Raw genomic sequence first — 22163 nt, 5'->3', positions numbered from 1 at the left:
TAGCCGTCATTACCACTCACGAGGCCCCACCCACGCCGCCGCCCCTAGTAGCCGTCTTTGACCTCTTGGGAGGCCCTGTCATGCCCGGATTCGGTCACATCAACCGGAGAACCGCCTTGCGTGGAGGCGCGGTCGCGGCCGCTTCGGTCGCGCTCACCTCCACCGTCGCGCGGCCCGCGATCGCGTTCGCCGCGTCGCCGGTTCCCGCGGGCACGGCGTCCATCGTCACCGGCTACCGCGAACTGCAGACCGGGATCGACCGGCCCTCGGCTGAGCGCGCCGCGGCACTGTCCAATCTGGACCGGGTCGCGAAAGCCTACAACGACAGCATGACTGTCGGTGGTGGAGGTCCACTGTGGAAGGATCTGCCGCTGGGCCCCGGCAGTGAATTCACGACGTCGATGTACGCCCGGTTGCGGGCGATCACGGTCAACTGGGGCACTCCGGGCAGTGCGCTCTCGGGCGATCCCGCCGTGCTCGGCCGGATCAAGGGCGCGCTGGAACTGCTGTACACCAGCGACCAGTACAGCGAGAAGACCGCCGAGATCGGCAACTGGTACACCTACGAGATCGGCATCCCGCTCTACCTGCTGCACATTCTCGCGACGGTGGCCGACGAGCTGACCCAGGACGAACTCGTCAAATACCTGAAGCCGGTGCTGAAGTTCTCCGGGAACCCGAACCTTCGCACCAACAACCCGAGTGTCGTCGAGACCGGCGCCAACCGCGCGGACAAGTCGACGATCTCCATCGTCTCCGGCGCGATGCTCGGGGACGGCGACCGGATCCGGCGCGGCGTCGGGGCGTTCACCGACGTCGAGGGCGGGGGAGTGGCGAGCGTCATCGCCAAACTCCACCGCGCGGCCGGCGACGGCTTCCACACCGACGGCTCGTTCCTTCAGCACGATTCGGTGCCGTATCCCGGGCACTATGGGATCGTCCTGCTGACCGCGGTCGCGTCCGCCATCCACGTCACCCAGGGCACGGAGTTCGAACTGGCCGCCGACGTGCGCGAGGCGGCGTACGCGCTGGTGTCCGACACGTTCGCGCCGTTCGTGTACGCGGGCGCGCTGATGGAGTCGGTCCGCGGCCGGTTCCTTTCCCGGCAAGGGGAATCCGCGCACGACATCGGGCATCAGCTCACCGGCGCCGTCGTACTGCTGGCCCGCTCGGCGAGCGGGAAGCGCAAGGAAGAACTCGGCGGACTCGCCGCGAAGTGGATCACCGAGGACACGTTCGCGCCCTACCTGAAGATCCCCGACCCGGAGCGGTTCGCGCCGGGGCCGGACCTCGTCGGCATCCCCGGGATCGAGTTCGCGCAGGAGTTGCTGGCGACCAAGATCCGGCCGACGCCGACGGTCGCGACGCATCGCGTATTCGGTCAGCAGGACCGGATGGTGCACGTCACCGAAGGCTGGTCGGCCTCGCTCGGCGTCGCCTCGACGCGGATCTCGCGGTACGAGTCGGTCAACTCCATGAACCTGCACGGCTGGTACACCGGCGACGGTTCGCTGTATCTGTTCCTGCCCAAGGCCAAGGGCCACTTCACCGACGCCTACTGGCCGACCGTCGACCCGCGGCTGCTTCCGGGCGTCACCACCAAATCCGGGCCGACCCCGACGCTGGAACAGGTGCCGCTGACGACGAAGGCCCACTGCGGCGGCGTCCGCTGGGACGCGCGGCACGGCGCGCAGGCGCTCGACTTCGTTTCGCAGGACGGCACGCTGACCGCCAAGAAGTCGTGGTTCTTCACCCCGGGCGGCGTCGTCTGCCTCGGCGCCGGGATCACCGACACCTCGGGCGAGCAGGTCCGCACCACGATCGAGAACCGCAACCTCGGTGAGGGTGGTTCGGCCGCCTTGCTCGTCGACGGACGACTGGCCGGTACCGCGCTCGGCAAGGCGGAGTCCTTGCGGCGCAAGCGATGGCTGCACCTGGAAAAGGTCGGCGGGTACGTCCTGCTCGACGCCTCCGAGGTGACGGCGCTGCGCGAAGACCGGACCGGGACCTGGCGCGACGTCGACAAGGGAGCCAACACCAAGGGCACCACGGTGCCCTACACCCGGCGCTACCAGAAGCTGGTGATCGAGCACGGCGTCAAACCCGCGGGCGCGAGCTATGGGTACGCGGTGCTGCCCACGGCGTCGGTGCTGGAGACGGTCGCCTCGGCGCTGGCCTGGCGTGTGCGGGCCAACACGGTGGCCGTGCAGGCCATCCGGCTGTGGGACGCGACGCTGCTGGCGAACTTCTTCACCGCCGGTTCGGTCGACGAGGTGTCGGTGTCCGGTCCCGCGTCGGTCGCGCTGGGCCGTGTCAAGAACGGTTGGCAGCTGGCGGTTTCCGACCCGACGCAGCTGCAGGACGTCATCCGGGTGACGGTGCGGCGCAAGGTGGTCGAGGTACCGGTGAAGAACACCTTCGGCGCCACTCAGATCGTTCCGCTCGGCCGATGATCTCCTGGGCCGTATAGGACATGATCTGTCCTATACGGCCCATACGGTCTCCCCATGACCGACATCGAGCAGTTCCGCATCGACATCCCGCAGACCGATCTGGACGACCTGGCCGACCGGCTGGCCCGCACTCGCTGGCCGTCGGCGCTGCCCGGTGCCGAGTGGAGCCGCGGTGTCCCTGTCGGCCACCTCAAGGAGCTGGCCGAGTACTGGCGCGACGGCTACGACTGGCGCGCGTGGGAGAAGCGGTTCAACGAGTTCCCGCAGTACACCACCGAGATCGACGGCCAGCGGATCCACTTCCTGCACGTCCGCTCGCCGGAACCGGACGCGATCCCGCTGATCATGACGCACAGCTGGCCGAACTCGATCGCCGAGTTCCTGAACGTCCTCGGCCCGCTCACCGACCCGCGGGCCCATGGTCTCGACCCCTCGCGTGCCTTCCACGTCGTCGCGCCGTCGCTGCCCGGTTTCGGCTTCTCGCAGTTCCCCGAGCCCGCCGACGAGCGGCCGTGGGACATCGCCAGGGTGGCGCGGACCTGGGCGGACCTGATGGGCCGGCTCGGCTACGAACGCTATGGCGCACACGGGAACGACGCGGGCGCACTGGTGACCCCGTGTCTCGCGGTGCACGCGCCCGAGCACGTCATCGGCTCGCACATCACCGCGGGACTCGGTGTGCCGATGGGGGATCCGGCCGATTTCGAGGGGCTCACCGACGAAGAGCAGGCGAGCGTGCAGGAACTCGCGGCGCGGTTCGCGGGCGGCAGCGGGTACGCGCCGTACCTGACGAACAGGCCGCAGACGCTGAGCTTCGGGTTCACCGATTCCCCGGTCGCGCAGCTGGCCTACCTCGTGGAGCGGTTCAAGGAGTTCGACGGCTGGCCGGACGGCGCCGCGCCCGCCGAGCCGATCGACCGCGACCTGCTGCTCACCAACGCGACGCTGTACTGGCTGACGGCGACCGGAGGGACGTCGTCGTGGACCTACTACGAAGGCGCGGCCGGGATGCCGATCGACCAGACCGTGGTGCCGACCGGTGTCTCGCACGGCGGGCCGTCCGCGTTCCGCAAGATCGCGTCGCGCAAGAACGACATCGTGCGCTGGGCGGACCGCGAGAGCCCGAGCCATATGGTGGCGATGGCCGTCCCGGACGACCTGGTCTCCGAGATCCGGGAGTTCTTCGGCTCACTCGGGAAGTGATGTCGAGCGGTGGTCGTCGGCTCCGACCCAGGGACGCGGATACAGTCGAGTGACCCTTCAGGAGGACCCGATGACCACCTCACCCGAGATCGTGACCTCGGCCGACGGCACCCCGATCGCCTTCGAGCGCACCGGCGACGGGCCGCCGGTGATCCTGGCCGGCGGCGCGTTCAACGACCGGACGACCGTCGCGGGCTTGGCGGCGACGCTCTCGGCGGACTTCACCGCGATCGCCTACGACCGGCGCGGCCGGGGCGACAGTGGTGCGGGCGCGGTCTATTCGGTGGAACGTGAGGTGGAGGATCTCGCGGCGCTGATCGACCACGTGGGCGGTTCGGCAGCGGTCTTCGGGCACTCGTCGGGCGCGGTGCTCGGCCTTGAGGCCGCTGCCCGGGGCGTGTCCATGACCTGCCTCGCGGTCTACGAGCCGCCGTACATCGTCGACGACAGCCGTCCCCGGCCTGGTGCCGATCTGTTCGACCGCGTCCGGGCGCTGATCGCCGACGGCAACCGCGACGACGCGGCGGAACTCTTCCTCGTCGAGGGAACGGCCACCCCGGCCGAGGCGGTCAAGAGCATGCGGGACAACGAGATCTGGGGCTGGTTCACCGGGCTCGCCCACACCCTGCCCTACGACCTCGCGCTCTGCGGCCCCGGGAACATGCTGCCCACCGATCGCTTCGCCAAGATCACGGTGCCCGTGCTGGTCCTGGACGGCGGGGAGAGCGACGGCTGGATGCGGGTCGGCGCCCGCGCCGTCGCCGGCACGATCCCCGGCGCTCGCCAGGCCACGGTCGAGGGCCAGGACCACGGCGTTCTCCGCCGGCCGGACACCTTGCGCGGGCTGCTCACCGAGTTCCTCAGGTGACGACCAAGGGCGCGGCGGGCAGGCCCATCGCGGTGTAGTGGTCCTGCGCCGCCCGGAACGCGGCTTCGGCGTCGACGCCGAGCGCGGCGCGAGCCTGGCCGATCCCGGTGAGAGCGCGAGCCTCCTGCAGGCGGTAGCCGATCCGCCTCGCCGTCTCCAGCGCGAGGCGATGCCGCCTGAGACTCGCCTCCGCCTCGCCGAGCGCGAGGTACGCGGTACCGAGGCTGTTGGCCGCCATGATCAGCAGGAGCGGGTGGTTGAGCCGGGTGAGGATCGCGCACGCGCGTTCGGCGTGCTCACGGGCGTCGGCGGGCCGGTGGGCGAGCAGCAGCGCGTCCGCGTGGTCGATCCGGCTCCACGCCTCGCCGAAGAGATAGCCGAGGTGCTGCGCGGCGCGGATCGAGCGATCGGTGACGTCGAACGCCTCCTCGAACCGGCTGAGGCGCGCGAGGACCAGACCGAGCTGGGCCGAACTCTGGATCGTGCCGCGGGGATCGCCGATCTCCTCGCGGATGGCCACCGACCGCCGCGCCGACGTCAGCGCGCCGTCCAAGAGGCCCAGGGTCTCCTGCGCGTTGCTGAGGTTGCTCCAGAGCGGTCCCGCCGCTTCGAGGCTCCTGGTCTCGTCCGCCACGGCCAAGCCGTCGAGGTAGAACCGCGTCGCTTCGGGGTAGTCGCCCAGCATGCTGTGCAGAGCGCCCACTTTGGACAGTGCGATCGCTTCGGCGCCGCGATCACCGGACTCGCGGACGACGTCGAGCCGCCGCAGGGCGCAGTCCATTCCTTCGGTGAGCCGCCCGTTCTCCCAGTAGGCCGACGTGAGGCTCGCCAGGCTCAGCTGGATCGTCAGCGGGTCGCCGATCCGGCGGGCGGCGGACAGGCCCGTTTCGGCCACCGCGAGCAGTTCGTCGAGGTGGCCCGTTTCCCGGAGATAGGCCACGGTGTTCTCGGCGATCCGCCACGCGTGCTCGTCTTGGCCGCCGTCGAGGGCGTGGCGGGTGACCGCGACCAGGTTGGCCCGTTCCGCCGCGTACCAGTCGTCGCCTCCGCCGTCGCGGTAGTGGTCGAGCAGCCTGCCCAGTGCCGGAACCGATTCTTCGTCGAGGGCGGCGTGACGTGCGTGCTCGGCGATCAGGTCGTGGAACGAGTACCGGCCCAGCGCGGGTTGCCGGAGCAGGTGGGCGTCGAGCAGGTCTTCCAGCAGCCGTTCGGCTTCGGCCTCGCCGACGTCCGCCAGTGCCGCCGCCGCGGGGACGCCGATGTCGATGCCGGGATTCCGCCCCAGCAAACGGAACATACGCTGCTGTGCGGTGTCCAAGTCCTGATAGGACAACGTGAACGCCGCGGCCACGTCACGGCCGGAGACCTTCAGCTCGGCCAGCCTGTCGTGTTCCGAACCCAGCCGATCGGCCAGGCTCGTCACGGTCCACTGTGGACGATTCTGCAGCCGGGCGGCCGCGATCCGGATCGCCAGCGGCAGGTTCCCGCACAAAGCGGCCACCCCGTCGTCCGGTTGCCCCGACGCCGCGGCGAACAACGCGCCGGCCTGTTCGTCCGGCAAGACGTCGAGACTGATCGAGGCGGCACCGTCGACGGCGGCGAGCCTGCGCCTGCCGGTGACCACGAGCGCGATCGTGGCCGAACCGGGCAGAAGTGGCCACAGCTGATCCGCGCTCGCGGCGTTGTCGAGCACGACGAGCAGCGACCGGCCCGCCGTCCTGGCCCGCCACAGTTCGGCGCGACGGTCCACCCCGCCCGGGATCCGGCTCGCCGGGATGTCCAGCTGGCCGAGCAGGGCTTCGAGGGCTGCCTCGGGTGGCAGCGGAGCACGGGCCGGGGAATGGCCGTGCAGATCCACGAACAGCTGTCCGTCGGGGAAATCGGGGGCGAGCCGGTGGGCGGCGTGGACGGCTAGCGAAGTCTTCCCGACGCCGGCCATCCCGTCGACCACCACCGGGCGGCCGAGCCGGACCGCGTCGAGGAGCCGCCGGAGCTCGCCTTCGCGTCCGGTGAAATCCGGTACGTCGTAAGGGAGGAAGCTGCGGGCCTTGCCGTACTCCGGTTCGTCGCGCAGGATCCGCTCGTAGAGTTCGCGTAGCTTCGGCCCCGGATCGATGCCCAGTTCGTCCACCAGCCGCGTCTGCGCCCGCCGGTAGGCGTTCAGCGCGTCGGCCTGCCTGCCCTGCTGGTGCAAGGCCCGCATGAGCAGGCCGAGGAATCCTTCGCGGAACGGATGTTCGGCCACCAGTGCCGTCAGTTCCGCGACGGCGTCCTCCCCGGCGGTGATCTCCTCGTCGAGACAACGCTCCACAACGGACAGACGGCGTTCGTCGAGTTCGTCGGCCTCGCCGCGCAACGCGGGACTGTCCACACCGGACAGCGCGGGTCCCTGCCAGCAGGCGAGTGCCTCGCGGAACTCCCCGCGGGAGACGTGCTCCTCGAAACCGCGCAGATCGAAGGTCGGTGGCCGCAGAACGAAGCCGGGCCCTTCGGCACTCAGGACGTCTTCGCCTGCTCCCGCGGCGACCAGGCTCCGTTTCAGCGCGGTGGTGAGGTTGCGGATCTGGCGGGTGGCCGTGGCGGGCGGGTCCTCGTCCCAGACGACGTCCACCAGCCGTGAGACCGACACGACACGATCGGCGTCGAGCAAGAGCGCGGCCAGGATGCGTTCCTGCCGCGGACCCGCCAGCTTCAGTGGCCGCATTCCGCTCCGGCATTGCACCGGCCCCAAGACCCGGAACTCCATCGCACCCCCTCTCGCGAGGTTAACCGGCCGCGCGCCCGTGCCGGTGCGGAAGTGATGCAGCTGTGATGCGCCGTCCGGAGAAGCTGCCGGTGGACGAAGTACCGGACGTGATGAGGAGAACCCTATGCGCAAGCGGTATTACGCGGCGTTGGCCGGACTGGTCGTGGCGGCGGCGGGGATCGGCGTGCCCGCCGCGGCGACCGCCGGCGAGCAGCAGGCCGAGAATGAGCGGAAGTCCTGCCAGCGCGCGTTCGACCGCGCCGTCTGGGAGGACATGGACAGCTACAACAAGCGCGACGAGGCCCGCTACCGGGCGATCATCCACCAGAACATGGTCACCGTCGGCCGCAAGGGCAACCTCTACATCGGCTACGCCGCCAACGTGGAACCGGTGGTCAACGAGCAGTTCAAGCTCCCGTACGAGTGGAGCATGCCGTGGACGGTCACGCACACCGTCGTCGAGAACTGCTCGATGGGCTTCGCGATCCTCGACGCCTACTACAAGGTGCCGTCGCAGAACGTCAACCGGCACTACACGATCAGCCTGACGCTGGTCCGCGAGCACGGTAAGTGGCAGGTCATCAAGGACACCGTGACCGACTTCGTGCCCTGATCCGGGGATGCGCCGCGTGCCGAGGGGGCACGCGGCATCGCGACCGGGTCTGGGTACGGGCCGCGGAGTGCGTGAAGGCCTCTTTCCCTACCCTGAGGGTAGGCAAGGGGGCCTTCACGGACTTGAGAATACGGACAAGTAATACTTAAGCGGACAATTCTCTTCAGAATGTGTCCTTTATGGACCGGTCTGGGCATTTCAGGGATCGTGACCACCCGGACTTTCCCAACAGCATTTAGCCCTCTACTTGCGTTTGTTCGGAAGGTTTCGGGGTCACAGGGTCAGGGTTTGCGGCCCATTCCGGCATAGGGGAGCGAGTTGATCTCCGGGTCGTCGGACATGTCGCCGGCGCCCTGGGGGTTCCACATCGCGCAGCCGACGACGCCGGGCTCGACGAGGTCGAAACCTTCGAAGAACGCCTCCACCTGGTCGTGGGTCCGGGGGATGGGGTCGTTCTGTGTGCTCTTGTAGGCCTCGATGGCCTCGTCGAGCCCGCTCGAGTCGGCGTCGGCGGCGACGTGGGAGATGGCGAGGAAACTGCCGGAGGCGATCCGGTCCCGGTAGCGGGCCAGGATTTCCAGCGGCTCCCACGAATCCGGTACGAAATGCAGCAGCAGCAACATGAACACGCCGACCGGCTGGTCGGGGTCCAGCAGTTCGCGGGCCTCCGGCGAGTCGAGGATGTCGTTGGCGTCGCGCAGGTCGGCCTGGATCGCCGCGCAGCGGTCGTTCCCGCGCAGCAGCAGTTTGGCGTGCGCGACGGCGACCGACTCGCGGTCGACGTAGACCACCCGGCAGTCCGGGTCGGCCTGCTGGACGATCTCGTGCAGGTTGCCGACCGTCGGGATGCCGGAACCGATGTCGAGGAACTGCCGCACACCCGCTTCGACCATGTGCAGCGCCGCACGGCGAAGGAAGGCGCGGTTGAGGCGTGCCGCGTCGCGGACCCCGGGCATGATCTTCAGTACCTGTTCACCCAGGTCACGGTCGGCCTGGAAGTTGTGGTCGCCGTCGAGCCAGTAGTCGTAGACCCGCGCGGGATTCGGCACGGTCGTATCGACCTCGGGGGGGACCCAGCTCAGGTTCGAAGTCACCGTCGTCGCCGCCGTTCCTTGGGGAATCCGTTGGGGCACAGGAGTGTAGCGGGCACCTGGTTCCGGGCCGCCATCGTCCGATCGTGTGGATGTGCCCGCGCGGAACCCTGTCCGCCGTCCGCCGGTCCTATCGTGGCCGGGTTCACCGATCTTGGCACCGGGAGACGAGCACGATGGCACCACCTCCGGACGTCGCGGTCGCACCCGGCCGCTGGCCGCTGCTGGGGCACACCGTCCCGATGCTCCGCGATCCGCTGAAACTGCTGTCGTCACTGAGTTCGCACGGTGACGTCGTCCGGCTGGACTTCGGCCCGATGCCCGTCTATCTGGTCACCACACCGGAACTGGCCTGGCGCCTGCTCGCGGTCGACGCCGCGAAGTTCGACAAAGGCATCGTGTTCGACAAAATGCGGCCGTTGTTCGGCGACGGCCTCGCCACCTCCAACGGTGCCTTCAACCAGCGGCAACGGCGGATGATGTTGCCCGCCTTCAAACGCGGCCGTCTCGAACTCTACGCCGAGTCGACGATGACGAAGCTCGCTGAAGAACTCGCGGACTCGTGGAAACCGGGCGAGGTGGTCGAATTCGACCGCCGGATGCAGGATCTCGCGCTGAGCATCTCCGGGCGCACCCTGTTCTCCACCGAACTCGGCGACGACGCGCTCGCGGAGATCCAGCGCTCCATCCCGATCATGCTGAAGTACGTCATGGTCCGGGCCTTCTCCCCGAAATTCGTGGAGAAACTCCCGATCCCGGCGAATCGCGAGTTCGACGCCGCGGCCGCCCGGCTCCGGAAGGTCATCGGCGACGCCGTCCTCCGAGCCAGGGAACAGGGCGGCGACCACGGTGACCTGCTGTCGATGTTGTTGCTGGCCAAGGACGACGAGACCGGCGAGAAGATGACCGACAAGCAGGTCGAGGACGAGGTCATCACGATCCTCACCACCGGCGCCGAGACCACGGCGGTCGCACTGGCCTGGTTCTTCCACGAGATCGGCGTCCGGCCGGAGATCGAAAAGCGGTTCCACGCCGAAATCGACGAGGTCCTCGCCGGTGGGCCGGCGCTGTTCGAACACCTGCCGCGGCTGGTCTACACCCAACGGATCATCAGCGAGGTCGTCCGCCGCACCCCGCCGGTGATCCTGATGCGGCGGGCGCGGGAGGACGTCGAACTCGGCGGTGTGCGCATCCCCGCCGGTACCGAGGTCGCGGTCAGCCAGCACACACTGCACCGCGATCCCCGCTGGTTCCCCGATCCCGAGCGGTTCGACCCCGACCGGTGGGAGCCGGAACGGGCCGCCGCGCTGCCGAAGGGCGCGTTCATCCCGTTCGGGGCGGGCGCCCGCCTGTGTCCTGGTCACCAGTTCGCGCCCACCGAGATCGCGCTCGTCGCGGCGACGATCGGATCGCGATGGCGGCTGAAGCCGTTACCTGGGGTGAAGGTCTATCCCAAGATCAAAGCGACGATGCAGCCGAACCGCCTTCCGATGACCGTGGTGGCGAGAAAACGGGGCTGACGGTGAACGTTCGGTTACCGGGTGTACGGTTCATGCTCCTTCCGAGCGTCCCGATTCCGGAGAGGGTTCTGTGAGAATGCCGCTCAAACTGGCCACGGCGGTGGCCACCTGCTGCGTACTCCTCGGCGGTTTCCTGGCCGCGGCCCCGGCCGCCGCGGTCGACATCCGCTGCTCCGGCGTGGATCTGCCGGTCACCGGCCCCGTCGGTGAACCGGCCACGGTGCACGGACAGCTGTGCCTGCCCGACGGCCCGGCCCCGAAAGCGGTCCAGCTGCTGGTGCATGGCGGCACCTACAACAGCTCCTACTGGGATCTTCCCTACGACCCGGGTCGCTACTCGTACCAGCGCGACATGGCCAAGAACGGTTACGCGACCTTCGCCGCGGATCAGCTCGGTTCGGGCAGGAGCAGCAAACCGTTCAGTCTCCCGCTCCTGCTGCCGGTGCTGGCACGCTCGATGCACGAGGTGATCGGGCATCTGCGCGCCGGCCGGGCCGGCGGCGCGCCGTTCGAAAAGGTCGTCATCGTCGGGCATTCGGTGGGCTCGGGCATCGTCGCCGCCGAGGCGTCGACCTACCAGGACGTCGACGGCGTGATCCTCTCCGGCATGACGCACCTGCCCTCGGTTCCGGCGCTGACACTCGGCGTGCTGTTCGGTTTACAGCCCGCGTTCGCCGACGATCGACTCGGTTCTCTCGGCAGCGATCCGTTGTATTTCACGACGAAACCGGGAGCGCGTACCGGACTGTTCTACGCGACGGAAAATGCCGACCCGCGGGTCATCGAGGCCGATGAGGCCACCAAGGACCAGGTTTCGGTCCCGGGAATGGGCACCGTCGCGGTGTTCGGCATCGTGCTGCCCGCGACCAAGGCGATCCGCGTGCCCGTTTTCCAGGCCATCGGCGAGAAGGACATCTTGTTCTGCGGCCTGTTCGCGCTACGGAACTGTTCGAGCGCCCGAACCTTGCGGCCGTCGGAAGCGCCGTATTACCGGCCGGAGGCCAAGCTTTCCACGTATGTTCTGCCCGGTGCCGGACATTCGCTGGCGTTACACCGCAACGCGTCCGCCTACCGGGATGCCACGCGCGCTTGGTTGCGCGATCAGGTCGGAATTGCAGTACCGTAGGGTCACCACCCGATCGGGTGACCGGTAAACCGTGAGTATGGTCAGAGAATCGTGGAGGATGAATCTCCACCACGGAATGCGAAAACGACCCCAGGACCGGCAGACGTGACTGCCCCATTGCCGAACGGTGACGCGTACCCCGTGTCGCCGGGCGACCCCCGGAAAACTCCATCCACGGCATCGTCCAAAAAGAAGAATGCCGCACCGACCCGGGCCACCCTTGCTCGTAAATGGGCCTACCTGGTCAGCGCCACGGCGTATCTTCCCTATACCCACGCCCAGATCGAAGAGCATTTCGCCGGTCTGCTGGACGAGGTGTTCGCGGCGGTGCTGGGTGACGACGCCGAGCCCGCGCAGGCCATCGAAGTCGGTGCGCGCCTCGTCGCGCTCAGGTGCGTCGGGCCGGACAGCCTCCGCCGCACGATGGAAATACTCGGTAAGAGCCTCTTGGCCGAGCCGGAGTTGCGGAGCGTGAAGTCGCTCCCCGAACGGGTGTTGCAGGTCCTCGGCGCGCTCGCTTCCGGATACGGCGAGGCGTTGCGCGAGAGCATCCAGACGCAGCAAGAGGATCTCAGCCGCACGCTGGTCACCATCGAACGCGAGACCCGGCGTGAACTGGTGCTCACGCAGGCACGGTTCGAGCAGTTGTTCACCGGCTCGGCCACCGGGGTGGCCGTCACCAGGGTGGACGGCCGTATCCAGCGGGTGAACCCGGCCTTCGCCGAGATGCTGAACCGGCCCGTCGCCGACCTGACCGGGCTGAACCTCTACGACCTGGTCCACCTCGAAGACGCCGCCGGTCTTCGCGAGGGCCATCAGCGGTTGCTCGAGGGCAAGAGCCACCGGCTCGAAATCCTGCGAAGACTCGTCGCCGACGAAGGCGAACTGATGTGGGCGGGTTTCACCGGCTCGGTCATCCGGGACCCGGCGGGCGAGGCGCAGCAGTTGATCACGCTCGTCGACGGCGACACCGACGTTTCCCTGCTCCAGCGGCAGCTGAGCCGTCAGGCACTGCACGATCCGCTGACCGGCCTGCCGAACCGGCAGTTCTTCGGCACCCGGCTCGAGAAGGCGCTGCGGCACGCCGATCCCGCGTTCGGCATCACGGTCTATCACCTCGACCTCGACGGGTTCTCGCTGATCGCGGCCGGGCTCGGCCAGAGACTGAGTGACGACCTGCTCAAGCGGGTCGCCGGCAAACTACGGACGGTCGTCGAGGACGAAGAGGCCCTCGTCGCCCGGATCGGCGGCGACGAGTTCGGCATCTTCATCCAGAACACCGCCACCACCCCGGACGTGGCCACCGTCATCGGCACGATCAACCAGGATCTCTCCGAACCCGTCTATCTCGATGGCGGGAGTGGCGTCGCGGTCTCCGCCTGTGTCGGCGTGGTGCACCGGCCGCCGAGGGATATCTCCCCGGCCGAACTGCTGCGCGCCTCCGACATGACGTTGCGCCGCGCGCAGGCCAACGGCTACCGGCAGTGGAAGCTGTCCGATTCCGCGCTCGACACCCGCGAGCGGCACGAATTCGGCCTGGCCGTGGCGATGGCGGGTGCTTGGGAGACCGGCGAGATCGAGGTCGGCTTCCGGCGCCTGGTGTGGCTGGCGGACAACGCGATCGCGGGCGCCGAGGCGAGGCTGTTCTGGAACCATCCGCGGCACGGCCGGATCGGGCACGAGACCTGCGTCCGCTTCGCCGACGACACCGGGCTCATCGTCCCGCTCGGCGAATGGCTGATCCGCACCTCGTGCGGCCGGTGGGGCGACGAGGTTCCGCTCGTCGCCGGGCTGACCTCGCATCAGGCCGCGGATCCGGATCTCTTCGGGTCGGTCCAGCACCTGCTCGACGACACCGGACTGGCGCCGTCGCGGCTGCGGCTCGGCTTCCCGAGTGGTGCCGTGCTCGCCGGGCTCGGTGCGACGGTGGACAACATGCGGCTGCTCGCCGGGTCCGGGGTCGGCACGGAACTGCAGGACTTCGGCGCCGCGGGCGACGTCGTCTGCCTCGTGGACGTGCCGGTGAAGACGGTCCGGATCGCTTCTCGCCTGGCCACCCGCCGGACGGAACCGCTGGCCGAGCGGTCCTTGCGGAACCTCATCGACACCGCGCGGTCGGCCGAGGTGACGGTGACCGTCGAAGGGATCGAGACGGCGGGCGACGCCGAATGGTGGCGGCTCGCCGGCGCGGACATCGGCATCGGCGGCTACTTCGGTTAAAGGTCCCGCGGTTAGGCCATCTGCCGCACTCGCGCGGGCGTAAGTTACCCGAGGGTTGACGTGCGCGGACGGATTGGGCAACATCCCAGGTCTCGCACCGCACCTCGGAGGCATGCACATGCAGGTAGGCCCGAGGCGTGGACGGCGTTTCAACGCGCCCGTCGTCGTCTTGAGCCTGTTGCTGGTGATCGCCCTCGGAGCTTGGTGGGGCGTCGACTATCTTCGCGCCCGGTTGGCGGGCAACGGTTGTGACCAGCTGACCCCGGTCGAGATCACCGCCGCGCCCGATATGGCGCCGGTGCTCACGCGTCTCGCGAGGACCGTTCCGCAGGAAGAATGCTTCAGCGTCAACGTGACTTCGAGCGATTCGGCCAAGACCGCCGACGCGCTCGGGACGAATACCTCCGCCGGGCCCGACGTCTGGGTCCCCGAGTCGAGCACGATGTTGCTGCAGGCCAGGGACGCCGGGGCGTGGAACCTGCCGGAATCCGGGCAATCGGTGGCGAGTTCGCCGGTGGTACTGGGAATGCCCGACGAGACCGCGCGGCGCTTCGGCTGGCCGGGGAAAAAGCCTGCCTGGCAAGAGGTCCTCGACGGTTCCCCGGTCGGGATGCCGGATCCGGCCCGTGATCCGCTGGGTATCGCGACCCTGCTCGGCTTGCGAAAACTGACCGAGAAGGCGCCGGACCCGGCCGCGGCCTTCACGGCCGGCATGCGGAAGCTTTCCGTGCCGAACCAGGCGCCCGCGGAGTTCCCGGCCGCCTTCCCCGCTACCGAACAGTCCGTGCTCGCCCGCAAGCTGGTGGCGTCGTACCCGGGTGTCCCGGTGCAGGGTTTCGACTACCCGTATGTCGTGCTGCCCAAGGCATCGGAAGCGTCGCGGGGCGCGGCTGAGAGGTTTTTGCGGCTGCTGCTGGATCCGCTCGCCGGCGCGACCTTCGCCGACGCGGGATTCCGTGCGCCCACCGGGCAGTTCGCCGTCCCGCGGGCGCAGGACAGCCGGACCGACCCGACGGCCCAGCTTCCAGGACCGCCGCCCGCCGCGGACATGTACGCGGTGCTGCAGGCGTGGGCCGGGGCGAACCTCAGCGCCCGTGTCCAGGTGCTGCTCGACGTTTCCGGGTCGATGGCCGCCACCGTTCCCGGCGCCGGGAAGAGCCGGATGGAACTCACCCTGCAGGCCGCGACCCAGGGGCTCGGGCTGTTCAAGCCGAGCACCGAGCTGGGGATGTGGCTGTTCTCCACGAAACTCGACGGGGACAAGGACTACCGCGTCCTGCTGCCGATGCGGACGATCGCCGAGCAGAAGACCTCCGGCGGGGTGGAGCAGCTGCAGGCGGTGCGCCCGAAACCCGGTGGGGCGACAGGACTTTACGACTCCATTCTCGCCGCGTACCAGAACGCCAGGCAGAACTGGAAACCCGGCCGGATCAACCTGGTCGTCGTGCTCACCGACGGTCGCAACGAGGACGGCGACACGATCGGCCTGCCGCGGCTGCTGGAAGAACTGGGCAAGCTCCAGGACCCGCGGAAACCGTTGCCCGTCATCGGAATCGGCATCGGCCCGGATATCGACGCGTCGGAACTGCGGCAGGTTTCCACCGCCACCGGTGGGGATTCGTTCACCACCCCCGATCCGCGGAAGATCTCCGATGTCTTCTACCAGGCGCTGAGCAAGATCATGTGCCAGCCGCCGACCTGCAAGAATTGAGGCACGAAGTGGTGGTACTGGGGGAGAAGCACAAGGTCGGGCTGTACAGACCTTCGCCGGTCACGCTGGCCGCGTTTCTCGCCGGTGTGGTCCCGTTCGTCCTGCACACGTGGGCGGCGCTGCGCGGCAGTCTCGCGCAGGACGACTTCGTCATCACCTATCACGCCGCGATGGCGGGGCCGTTCGACCTGGGCTACTTCTTCCAGGACTACCACGGACATCTCGCGCCGGGCGGCTTCCTGCTCGCCGATCTGCTGACGGCGTGGGCACCGCTGAACTTCGCCGTGCTGATGGCTCCGTTCCTGCTCATGCAGGCGGCCGCGTCCGTCCTGCTGTGGACGGTGCTGGTGCGGTGTTTCGGGCGCCGCTGGGGGATTCTGGTCCCGTTCACGATGTTCACGACGTCGACGCTGCTCCTCGTCCCGACGTTGTGGTGGGCCTACGCGATCCAGATCGCGCCCGTGCTGCTGGCCACCACCGCCGCCCTGCACGCACACGTGCGGTATCTCGCCGACGGCGGCCGCTGGGCGATCGCCACCGTGGCGTGGACCGTTTTCGGGCTCGCCTTCTACGAAAAGGCCGTGTTCATCCCGCTCCTGGTCGCCGGGATCACCGTGCTGCTGGGTGTCTCGTTGCGCCGGCACGTCGTGCTCTGGGGTGTTTTCGGCGCCGTGCTGGCCGGGTACGCCGCGGCTTTCCTCGCGCTGACCACGAGCCAGGTCGGGCAGGGGACCGGCCCGGTCACGGTCGGCACGGTCGCGGACATGACGGGCCGGATGATCGGCGACACCCTGGTACCCGGGATGCTCGGCGGCCCCTGGACCGGCCCCGGTCCCGGTGCGACCTTCGCGGCTTCCCCCGTCGTGGTCAGGATTCTACTCCTGGTCGCGGCCGTCGTGGTCCTGGTCGCCGGTGTGCGCACGCGTGGTCTCCGAGCGCGGAAGGCGTGGCTCCTGCTGGGCCTGGTCTTCGCCGTGGACGTCGGGCTCTCGGCGGCCACCCGGCTCACCGAGGTCGGCCCGGAACTGGGCAGTGATCCGCGCTATGTCGCCGATCTGGCCCTCGTGGTCGCGCTGTGTGTCGCGTTCGCCTTCCTGACACCGAAACCGTTCGGCCTCGTCCCGGATCCGGAACCGTCCACGGCGAGACGTCCGCTCGCCCTGGCGTTGTGCCTCGCGCTGATCGCGAGTTCCGTCGTGGGCTTCGAACGGCTCGCGCCGGGATTGCGCTTCGACCATTCCCGGGAGTTCCTCGCGAACGCGCGTGCTTCGGTGGAACGAGACCCTGATCTGGTTCTGTACGACACGACGGTGCCGAGCGACGTCCTGCACGCCTGGTTCGGCGAGAACGCCCGGACCTCACGCGTGACCGGCCTGATCCCGGGAATCCTGTTCGACCAGCCGACGAGCCGGATGTCCCTTTTGGACGATTCCGGTACCGCGAGGACGATCACCGGCGTGGACGCCGTTTCCCGTGGCGTGCCCGGCCCGGTGGCGGGCTGCGGGTACGCCGTCGGCGAGCAACTCGTCCGGATTCCCTTGGACACGCCCGTTCTCGGCCGGTACCTGCTGCGGATCGACTACTTCACCTCGGACGGCGGCGAAGGCGTCGTCGACCGCGACGGGGTGCGTGTGCCGGTGTGGTTCCAGCCCGGCCTGCACACGATGTACCTGCCGATCGAGGGCCTGTTCGACAAGGTCGGGTTCCAGCTGTCCGCCAAGGGTGCCCCCGTCTGCGTCGCGAAGATCGACGTCGGCAGGCCTCTCACTCAGTAAGGGTCGTAGGGGCTGTCGTGGCCGAAGATCTTCGCCACCGGTCGCAGGCGCAACCGCAGCAGGATCTTGATCCCGACGTTGCGCAGGAACCACGGCAGTTGCGCGATCACGCGCAGCCTGTCCGCGGCCGACGGCGGTGAGAGCCGGAACCGGGCCATCGACGTGGCCCGGTCGAGGTAGGTGTACCGCCGTCCGAAGAGGACTTTCGCGATCGTGCCCAGGGTGACACCGATCGAGGAGAAGCAGTCGTGGACCAGGATTTCCCCACCGTCGGCCAAGTTCGTGGACCAGCGCAGGTCGTCGGTGTAGGTCCAGTAGTCGTGCTTGCCGTCGATGTAGAGCAGCTGAACGGGTCTGTCCCAGCGCGGCCGTAGCTTCGTGCTGTACTCCGCCACGAGTTCCACGACGTCGTCGACGCCCGCCGCCCTGAGGTTCGCTTCGAACCGTTGGCGTGTCGGCGATCCGCCGAACAGACGGCCGTCGATGAACGGGTCGACCGCGACCACCCGCGCGCCGACGGTGCGGGCGGCGGTGGCGAGCACGATCGTCGATCGGCCCTGGTGACTGCCGATTTCGACGATCAGGTCGCCCTTGTCCAGGCGGCACGCCGCGGTCCACAAGGCCAGCCCCTGATCCCGGGTCATCCAGCCTTTGACGGGTTCGGCTAGCGCCCACGCTGCTTCGAAACCGTCTGTCAGAGGTGTCTGCTCCTGAGTGATGAAGCACCTGCTTAGGCCGTGGGGACGAAATGGGTAGGCGCATAGTAGCCACGTTTCCGCCTAGTATCTACCGGATGGTAACCACCGGCGAACGAACGGGCCGCGAGACGGTGCGGCGATCCGGGCGTCGGTTTTCGCCGAGCACGCTCGTCAAGAGGCCGAGCACGTGGATCGTGCTGGCCCTGACCGTGCTGTCCTTTCTGCAGCGTCCCGGCAGGACGACGTTCGACACCAAACTCGACCTCGCGGTGGATCCGCTGGCCTTCCTCGGCCGGGCGCTGCACCTGTGGAATCCCCAGGCGACGGGGGGTGAACTGCAGAACCAGGCCTACGGCTACCTCTTCCCGATGGGCCCGTTCTTCGCGCTGTGCCAGGCCGTCGGGATGCCGGTGTGGATCGCGCAGCGGTTGTGGTGCGCCATCCTGCTCTCGGTCGCCTTCGCCGGCGCCCTGCTGGTCGCCCGCGCGCTGAAAATGGGCACCGAACGGACTCGGCTGATCGGAGCAGTCGGTTACGCCTTGGCGCCCAGGATGGTCACCGAGATCGGTTCGCTGTCCTCGGAAATGCTGCCTGCGGTCCTGCTCCCGTGGGTGCTGCTGCCGCTGATCCTCGCCGACCGCATCGGCTCCCCGCGCCGCGCCGCCGGATTGTCCGCGCTCGCCGTGCTGTGCATGGGCGGGATCAACGGCGCGATGGTCGTGATGGCGCTCGTGCTGCCCGGCCTGTGGCTGCTCACCCGGAAATGGCGGGCGACCCACGTCGAACTCGTCATCTGGTGGTTCGTCTTCGTCGTCGGCGCGATGCTGTGGTGGATCCTGCCGCTGGTGCTGCTCGGCCAGTACAGCCTGCCGTTCCTGGACTACATCGAGTCCGCGACGAACACCACGGCGCCGATGTCGTTGTTCGAGGTGCTGCGCGGGACGAACCAGTGGGTCGCCTATGTCGTCCAGGGCACGCCGTGGTGGCCCTCGGGCTGGGCGCTGATCGACAATCCGGCGCTCATGGCGGCCACCGGGCTGGTCGCCGCGGTCGGGCTGTTCGGCCTCGCTCGGCGCGGCCTGCCCGAGCGACGCTTCCTGATGCTCGGCGTGCTGACCGGGCTGACGCTGCTGACCGTCGGCTACGTCGGGACGCTCGACAGCCCGCTCGCGGAACCCGTGCGGCATCTGCTCGACGGCCCGCTCGCGCCGCTGCGCAACGTGCACAAGTTCGAACCGGTGCTGCGGTTGCCGCTGATGCTGGCGTTCGTTCACGGCATCACCGCCGCCGCGCCGGCCGTGCGCCGAAATCTGCGGCCCGCGCTGGGTGCGTTGCTGGTCGTGGCGATGGCCGCGCCCGTCTGGCTGCTGACCCTGCGGCCGGGTCCGGGCTGGGACGAGGTCCCCGGCCATTGGTACGACGCGATGGGCTGGGTCGCCAAGACCGACGCCCACGCGCGCACGCTGCTGCTGCCCGCGACCGGATTCGGCGAGTACGACTGGGGCCGCACCGTGGACGAGCCCGCGCAGGCGATCGCGGACAGTCCGTGGGCCGTGCGGAACCAGGTCCCGCTGGGGTCGGAAGGCAATACCCGCCTGATGGACTCGATCGACGCGGCGCTGGCCGACGGCCGGGGAGACCCGGGTCTCGCGGCGCTGCTCGCGCGATCCGGCTACCGGTTCCTGATGCTGCGCGGGGACATCGACCGGGCCAAGGTCGGCGCACCCGACTTCACCACCTTGCGCGCCGGACTCGCCGGGTCGCCCGGGATCGGGAAGGCGGCCGACTTCGGGCCACTGGAGATCTACGAGGTGAAACGGCCGGTACCGCTCGTCACCGCGACGTCCACAAAGGACGTTCCGACCGTCAGCGGCGGCCCGGAGAACCTGTTGCCGCTGATGAACTCCGGGCAGCTCGATCCCGGCACGCCGACGGTGCTGACCGGGGACGGCGGCTCGCTGACCGGGCCGCGCCTGGTCACCGACGGGCTGCGCCGGGCCGAACGCAACGTCGGCGGGGTGCGGGACAATCTGAGCCAGACGCTGACCGCCGGGGAAGCGCCGCGCCAGCAACGGGCCGCGCTGGACGTCCTGCCGTTTCCGGGGGAGCAGCACCAGACCGTGGCCGCGTACCGGGGAATCCGCTCGGTCAGCGCGTCGACGGCGGCGTCGTTCGCCGACGCGTTCGGCGGTTCGGATCCGAGTCATCAGCCGTTCGCCGCGCTGGACGGGGATCCGCGTACCGCTTGGCATTCCTCGACGTTCACCGGTCCGATCGGCGAGTGGCTCGAGGTCGAACTGGACACGCCGAGACTGGTGAACGCGGTCGATCTCGCGATGGTCGACGACATCCGCGTCGGCTGGCCGCCGACCCGGATCCGGATCATCACCGACAACGGTTCCGTCGACCACCAGGTCGTCCGGGGCGAAGGAACGCACAGCTATCCGGCGCCGCCGGGGGTGACCCGGAAGGTGCGGATCACGTTGCTGTCGCTCGTGGTCGGCAGGCAGGACGGCAACGTCGGGATCGCGGAACTCAAGATCCCCGGCACGGAACCACAGCGGGCACTCGAAGTCCCCGCCGACCTGTCCGCCGGTGCGGCGCCGGGCTTCGCGTTCACGCGGGGCCAGCAGCCGCGGTACGCCTGCGTTCCCGACAACGGGCACGTCCGGTGCGATCCGACCGCGGCCCGGGACGGCGAAGAACCGGACGGGATCCGGCGGCTGTTCTCGACCACGTCGCAGAGTCCTTACGAATTCGGGGGAACGGTGCTGCCCGCGGGCGGTGGGCGAAGCCCGGTGACCCTGCCCGGCGTCCAGGTGTCCGGGACTTCGCAGCTCGGGGGTGACCCGGCCGCGGGCGCGTTCTCCGCCGTGGACGGGAATCCCGCCTCCGCGTGGCTTCCGGACGTCACCGATCTCCGGCCGACGCTGACGCTGGACTGGGCGAAACCCCAGACGATCTCCGGGATCCGTGTCGCCGCCGATCCGGAAGGGACGGCGAAGGCGCCGGTGCGGCTGGAACTCACGACACCGACATCGAGCAGGTCCGTCGAGCTCGACGGATCCGGTGCGGCGACGTTCCCGCCGCTGGACACGTCGCAACTGAAGATCGCGTTCGCCGGTCTCGACGACGACCAGCGCACGCGGAACTCCTGGGGGATCGGCAGTCTGTCCCTGACCGGAGCCGAGCTGCCCGCGCCGTCCGCGGAGTTCGTCCTGCCCTGCGGTGCGGGGCCGAACGTCCACCTGAACGGTTTCGACTACGACACCTCCGTCCGCGGCACCCTCGCCGATTTCGCCGCGCACCGACCGATGACGCTGTCCGCGTGCCCCGATTCCCAGGGCGGCGTCGACCTCGCGGCCGGCGGTCACGAACTGCGGACGGACCGGTCGGAGTCCTTTGTGGTCCAAGACCTGTGGCTCAAACCCGCCGGACAGACCCTGGCGCCCGCCGGGCACCGCGCCGTCACCGTCGGCTCTTGGGACGCGACCTCCCGGACGGCGACCGTGGCCGGCGGGGACGAGTCGATCCTGGCCGTTCCGGAGAACGCCAACGCGGGCTGGACCGCTTCGCTCAACGGGACCCCGCTGGTGAAGACGCGGGTCGACGGCTGGCAGCAGGCCTGGATCCTGCCCGCCGGCGAGGGCGGTGCCATCCAGTTCGAGTTCACCCCGGACTGGAAGTACCGCTCCGGCCTGCTGATCGGCGCCGTCGCGATCCTCGCCCTGCTGATCGGCGTGCTGTGGCCGGTCCGGCGACGACGTGTCTCGACCGAACCCGGCGGCGGGATCGCGGTCCCGGTCGTGCTGATCGGCCTCCTGGCCGTGCTGGGCGGGATGCTGCCGATCGTGCTGCTGATCGCCGTCCTGCTGGCCCGCCAGTTCAGCGAACGCGCGCCGCGGTACCTCGCTTTCGGCGGGATGGTCGTGGGGACACTGGTCGCGGTGGTGGGGCGGCTGCTGGGGAACGGTCAGGAGTGGGCTTACGGGCCGGTGACCCAGGCTTCGCTGCTGCTGGCCGCCGCGGCGATGGTGGCGATGTGCGTGCCGTGGTTCGAAGGGCGAGAGCGCGAGGGGTGAGGGGTGGAGGGGGCTGTGTGGAAATGGGGACGTTGAGTGTCCCCATTTCCACACAGG

13 protein-coding genes are annotated in these 22163 nt (G+C 69.1%); 10 read left to right on the top strand and 3 right to left on the bottom strand.

Annotated elements, in window-relative coordinates:
• The first annotated feature begins 80 nt into the window (after positions 1 to 80).
• From ACLJRL_RS36995 to ACLJRL_RS36985, 3 genes are all read left to right on the top strand, one after another.
• Positions 81 to 2453 (top strand): polysaccharide lyase 8 family protein, encoded by a 2373-nt coding sequence (locus ACLJRL_RS36995; protein ID WP_410661041.1) that lies wholly within the window; start codon positions 81 to 83, stop codon positions 2451 to 2453.
• Positions 2454 to 2507: 54 nt separating this feature from the next.
• Positions 2508 to 3656 carry an epoxide hydrolase family protein gene (locus ACLJRL_RS36990; protein WP_410661040.1) on the top strand — a complete coding sequence of 383 codons (1149 nt, stop codon included), beginning with the start codon at positions 2508 to 2510 and terminating at the stop codon, positions 3654 to 3656.
• A gap of 70 nt (positions 3657 to 3726) precedes the next feature.
• Positions 3727 to 4524 carry an alpha/beta fold hydrolase gene (locus tag ACLJRL_RS36985; RefSeq protein ID WP_410661039.1) on the top strand — a complete coding sequence of 266 codons (798 nt, stop codon included), beginning with the start codon at positions 3727 to 3729 and terminating at the stop codon, positions 4522 to 4524.
• Here the strand turns inward: ACLJRL_RS36985 and ACLJRL_RS36980 are convergent.
• Positions 4517 to 7270, bottom strand: a complete 2754-nt coding sequence (locus ACLJRL_RS36980) for a BTAD domain-containing putative transcriptional regulator (RefSeq protein WP_410661038.1) — start codon at positions 7268 to 7270, stop codon at positions 4517 to 4519. The two genes, ACLJRL_RS36985 and ACLJRL_RS36980, sit on opposite strands and share 8 nt — an antisense overlap.
• A 124-nt stretch (positions 7271 to 7394) precedes the next feature.
• Between ACLJRL_RS36980 and ACLJRL_RS36975 the strand changes: the two genes are divergently transcribed.
• Entirely contained in the window at positions 7395 to 7883 is a 489-nt protein-coding gene (locus tag ACLJRL_RS36975) for a hypothetical protein (protein WP_410661037.1), read from the top strand.
• 281 nt (positions 7884 to 8164) lie between these two features.
• On the opposite strand, the gene ACLJRL_RS36970 is transcribed toward ACLJRL_RS36975, so the two are convergent.
• Entirely contained in the window at positions 8165 to 8977 is an 813-nt protein-coding gene (locus ACLJRL_RS36970; protein WP_410661036.1) for an SAM-dependent methyltransferase, read from the bottom strand.
• Positions 8978 to 9150: 173 nt separating this feature from the next.
• On the opposite strand from ACLJRL_RS36970, the gene ACLJRL_RS36965 reads away from it, so the two are divergent.
• The 5 genes from ACLJRL_RS36965 to ACLJRL_RS36945 all read left to right on the top strand — a co-directional run bounded on the left by ACLJRL_RS36965 (position 9151) and on the right by ACLJRL_RS36945 (position 17326).
• Complete coding sequence (locus tag ACLJRL_RS36965; RefSeq protein ID WP_410661035.1) at positions 9151 to 10494, top strand: cytochrome P450; 1344 nt, start codon at positions 9151 to 9153, stop codon at positions 10492 to 10494.
• Between the two features lie 76 nt (positions 10495 to 10570).
• Positions 10571 to 11620 carry an alpha/beta hydrolase gene (locus ACLJRL_RS36960; RefSeq protein ID WP_410661034.1) on the top strand — a complete coding sequence of 350 codons (1050 nt, stop codon included), beginning with the start codon at positions 10571 to 10573 and terminating at the stop codon, positions 11618 to 11620.
• Positions 11621 to 11725: 105 nt separating this feature from the next.
• Positions 11726 to 13840 carry a diguanylate cyclase domain-containing protein gene (locus tag ACLJRL_RS36955; RefSeq protein WP_410661033.1) on the top strand — a complete coding sequence of 705 codons (2115 nt, stop codon included), beginning with the start codon at positions 11726 to 11728 and terminating at the stop codon, positions 13838 to 13840.
• Positions 13841 to 13952: 112 nt separating this feature from the next.
• On the top strand, positions 13953 to 15551 hold the full coding sequence (locus ACLJRL_RS36950) for a substrate-binding and VWA domain-containing protein (protein WP_410661032.1): 1599 nt from the start codon (positions 13953 to 13955) through the stop codon (positions 15549 to 15551).
• 8 nt (positions 15552 to 15559) lie between these two features.
• Positions 15560 to 17326, top strand: a complete 1767-nt coding sequence (locus tag ACLJRL_RS36945; protein WP_410661031.1) for a hypothetical protein — start codon at positions 15560 to 15562, stop codon at positions 17324 to 17326.
• Here ACLJRL_RS36945 and ACLJRL_RS36940 read toward each other — a convergent pair.
• A complete protein-coding gene (locus tag ACLJRL_RS36940) occupies positions 17320 to 17970 on the bottom strand; it encodes a class I SAM-dependent methyltransferase (protein ID WP_410661030.1) in 651 nt (216 codons plus the stop codon). The two genes, ACLJRL_RS36945 and ACLJRL_RS36940, sit on opposite strands and share 7 nt — an antisense overlap.
• A gap of 149 nt (positions 17971 to 18119) precedes the next feature.
• On the opposite strand from ACLJRL_RS36940, the gene ACLJRL_RS36935 reads away from it, so the two are divergent.
• Positions 18120 to 22106, top strand: a complete 3987-nt coding sequence (locus ACLJRL_RS36935) for an alpha-(1->3)-arabinofuranosyltransferase (protein ID WP_410661029.1) — start codon at positions 18120 to 18122, stop codon at positions 22104 to 22106.
• The last annotated feature ends 57 nt before the right edge of the window (positions 22107 to 22163 follow it).

Source organism: Amycolatopsis sp. lyj-112, assembly GCF_046549055.1.
GTDB lineage: Bacteria > Actinomycetota > Actinomycetes > Mycobacteriales > Pseudonocardiaceae > Amycolatopsis.
This window is presented reverse-complemented; position numbering and strand designations above follow the sequence as displayed.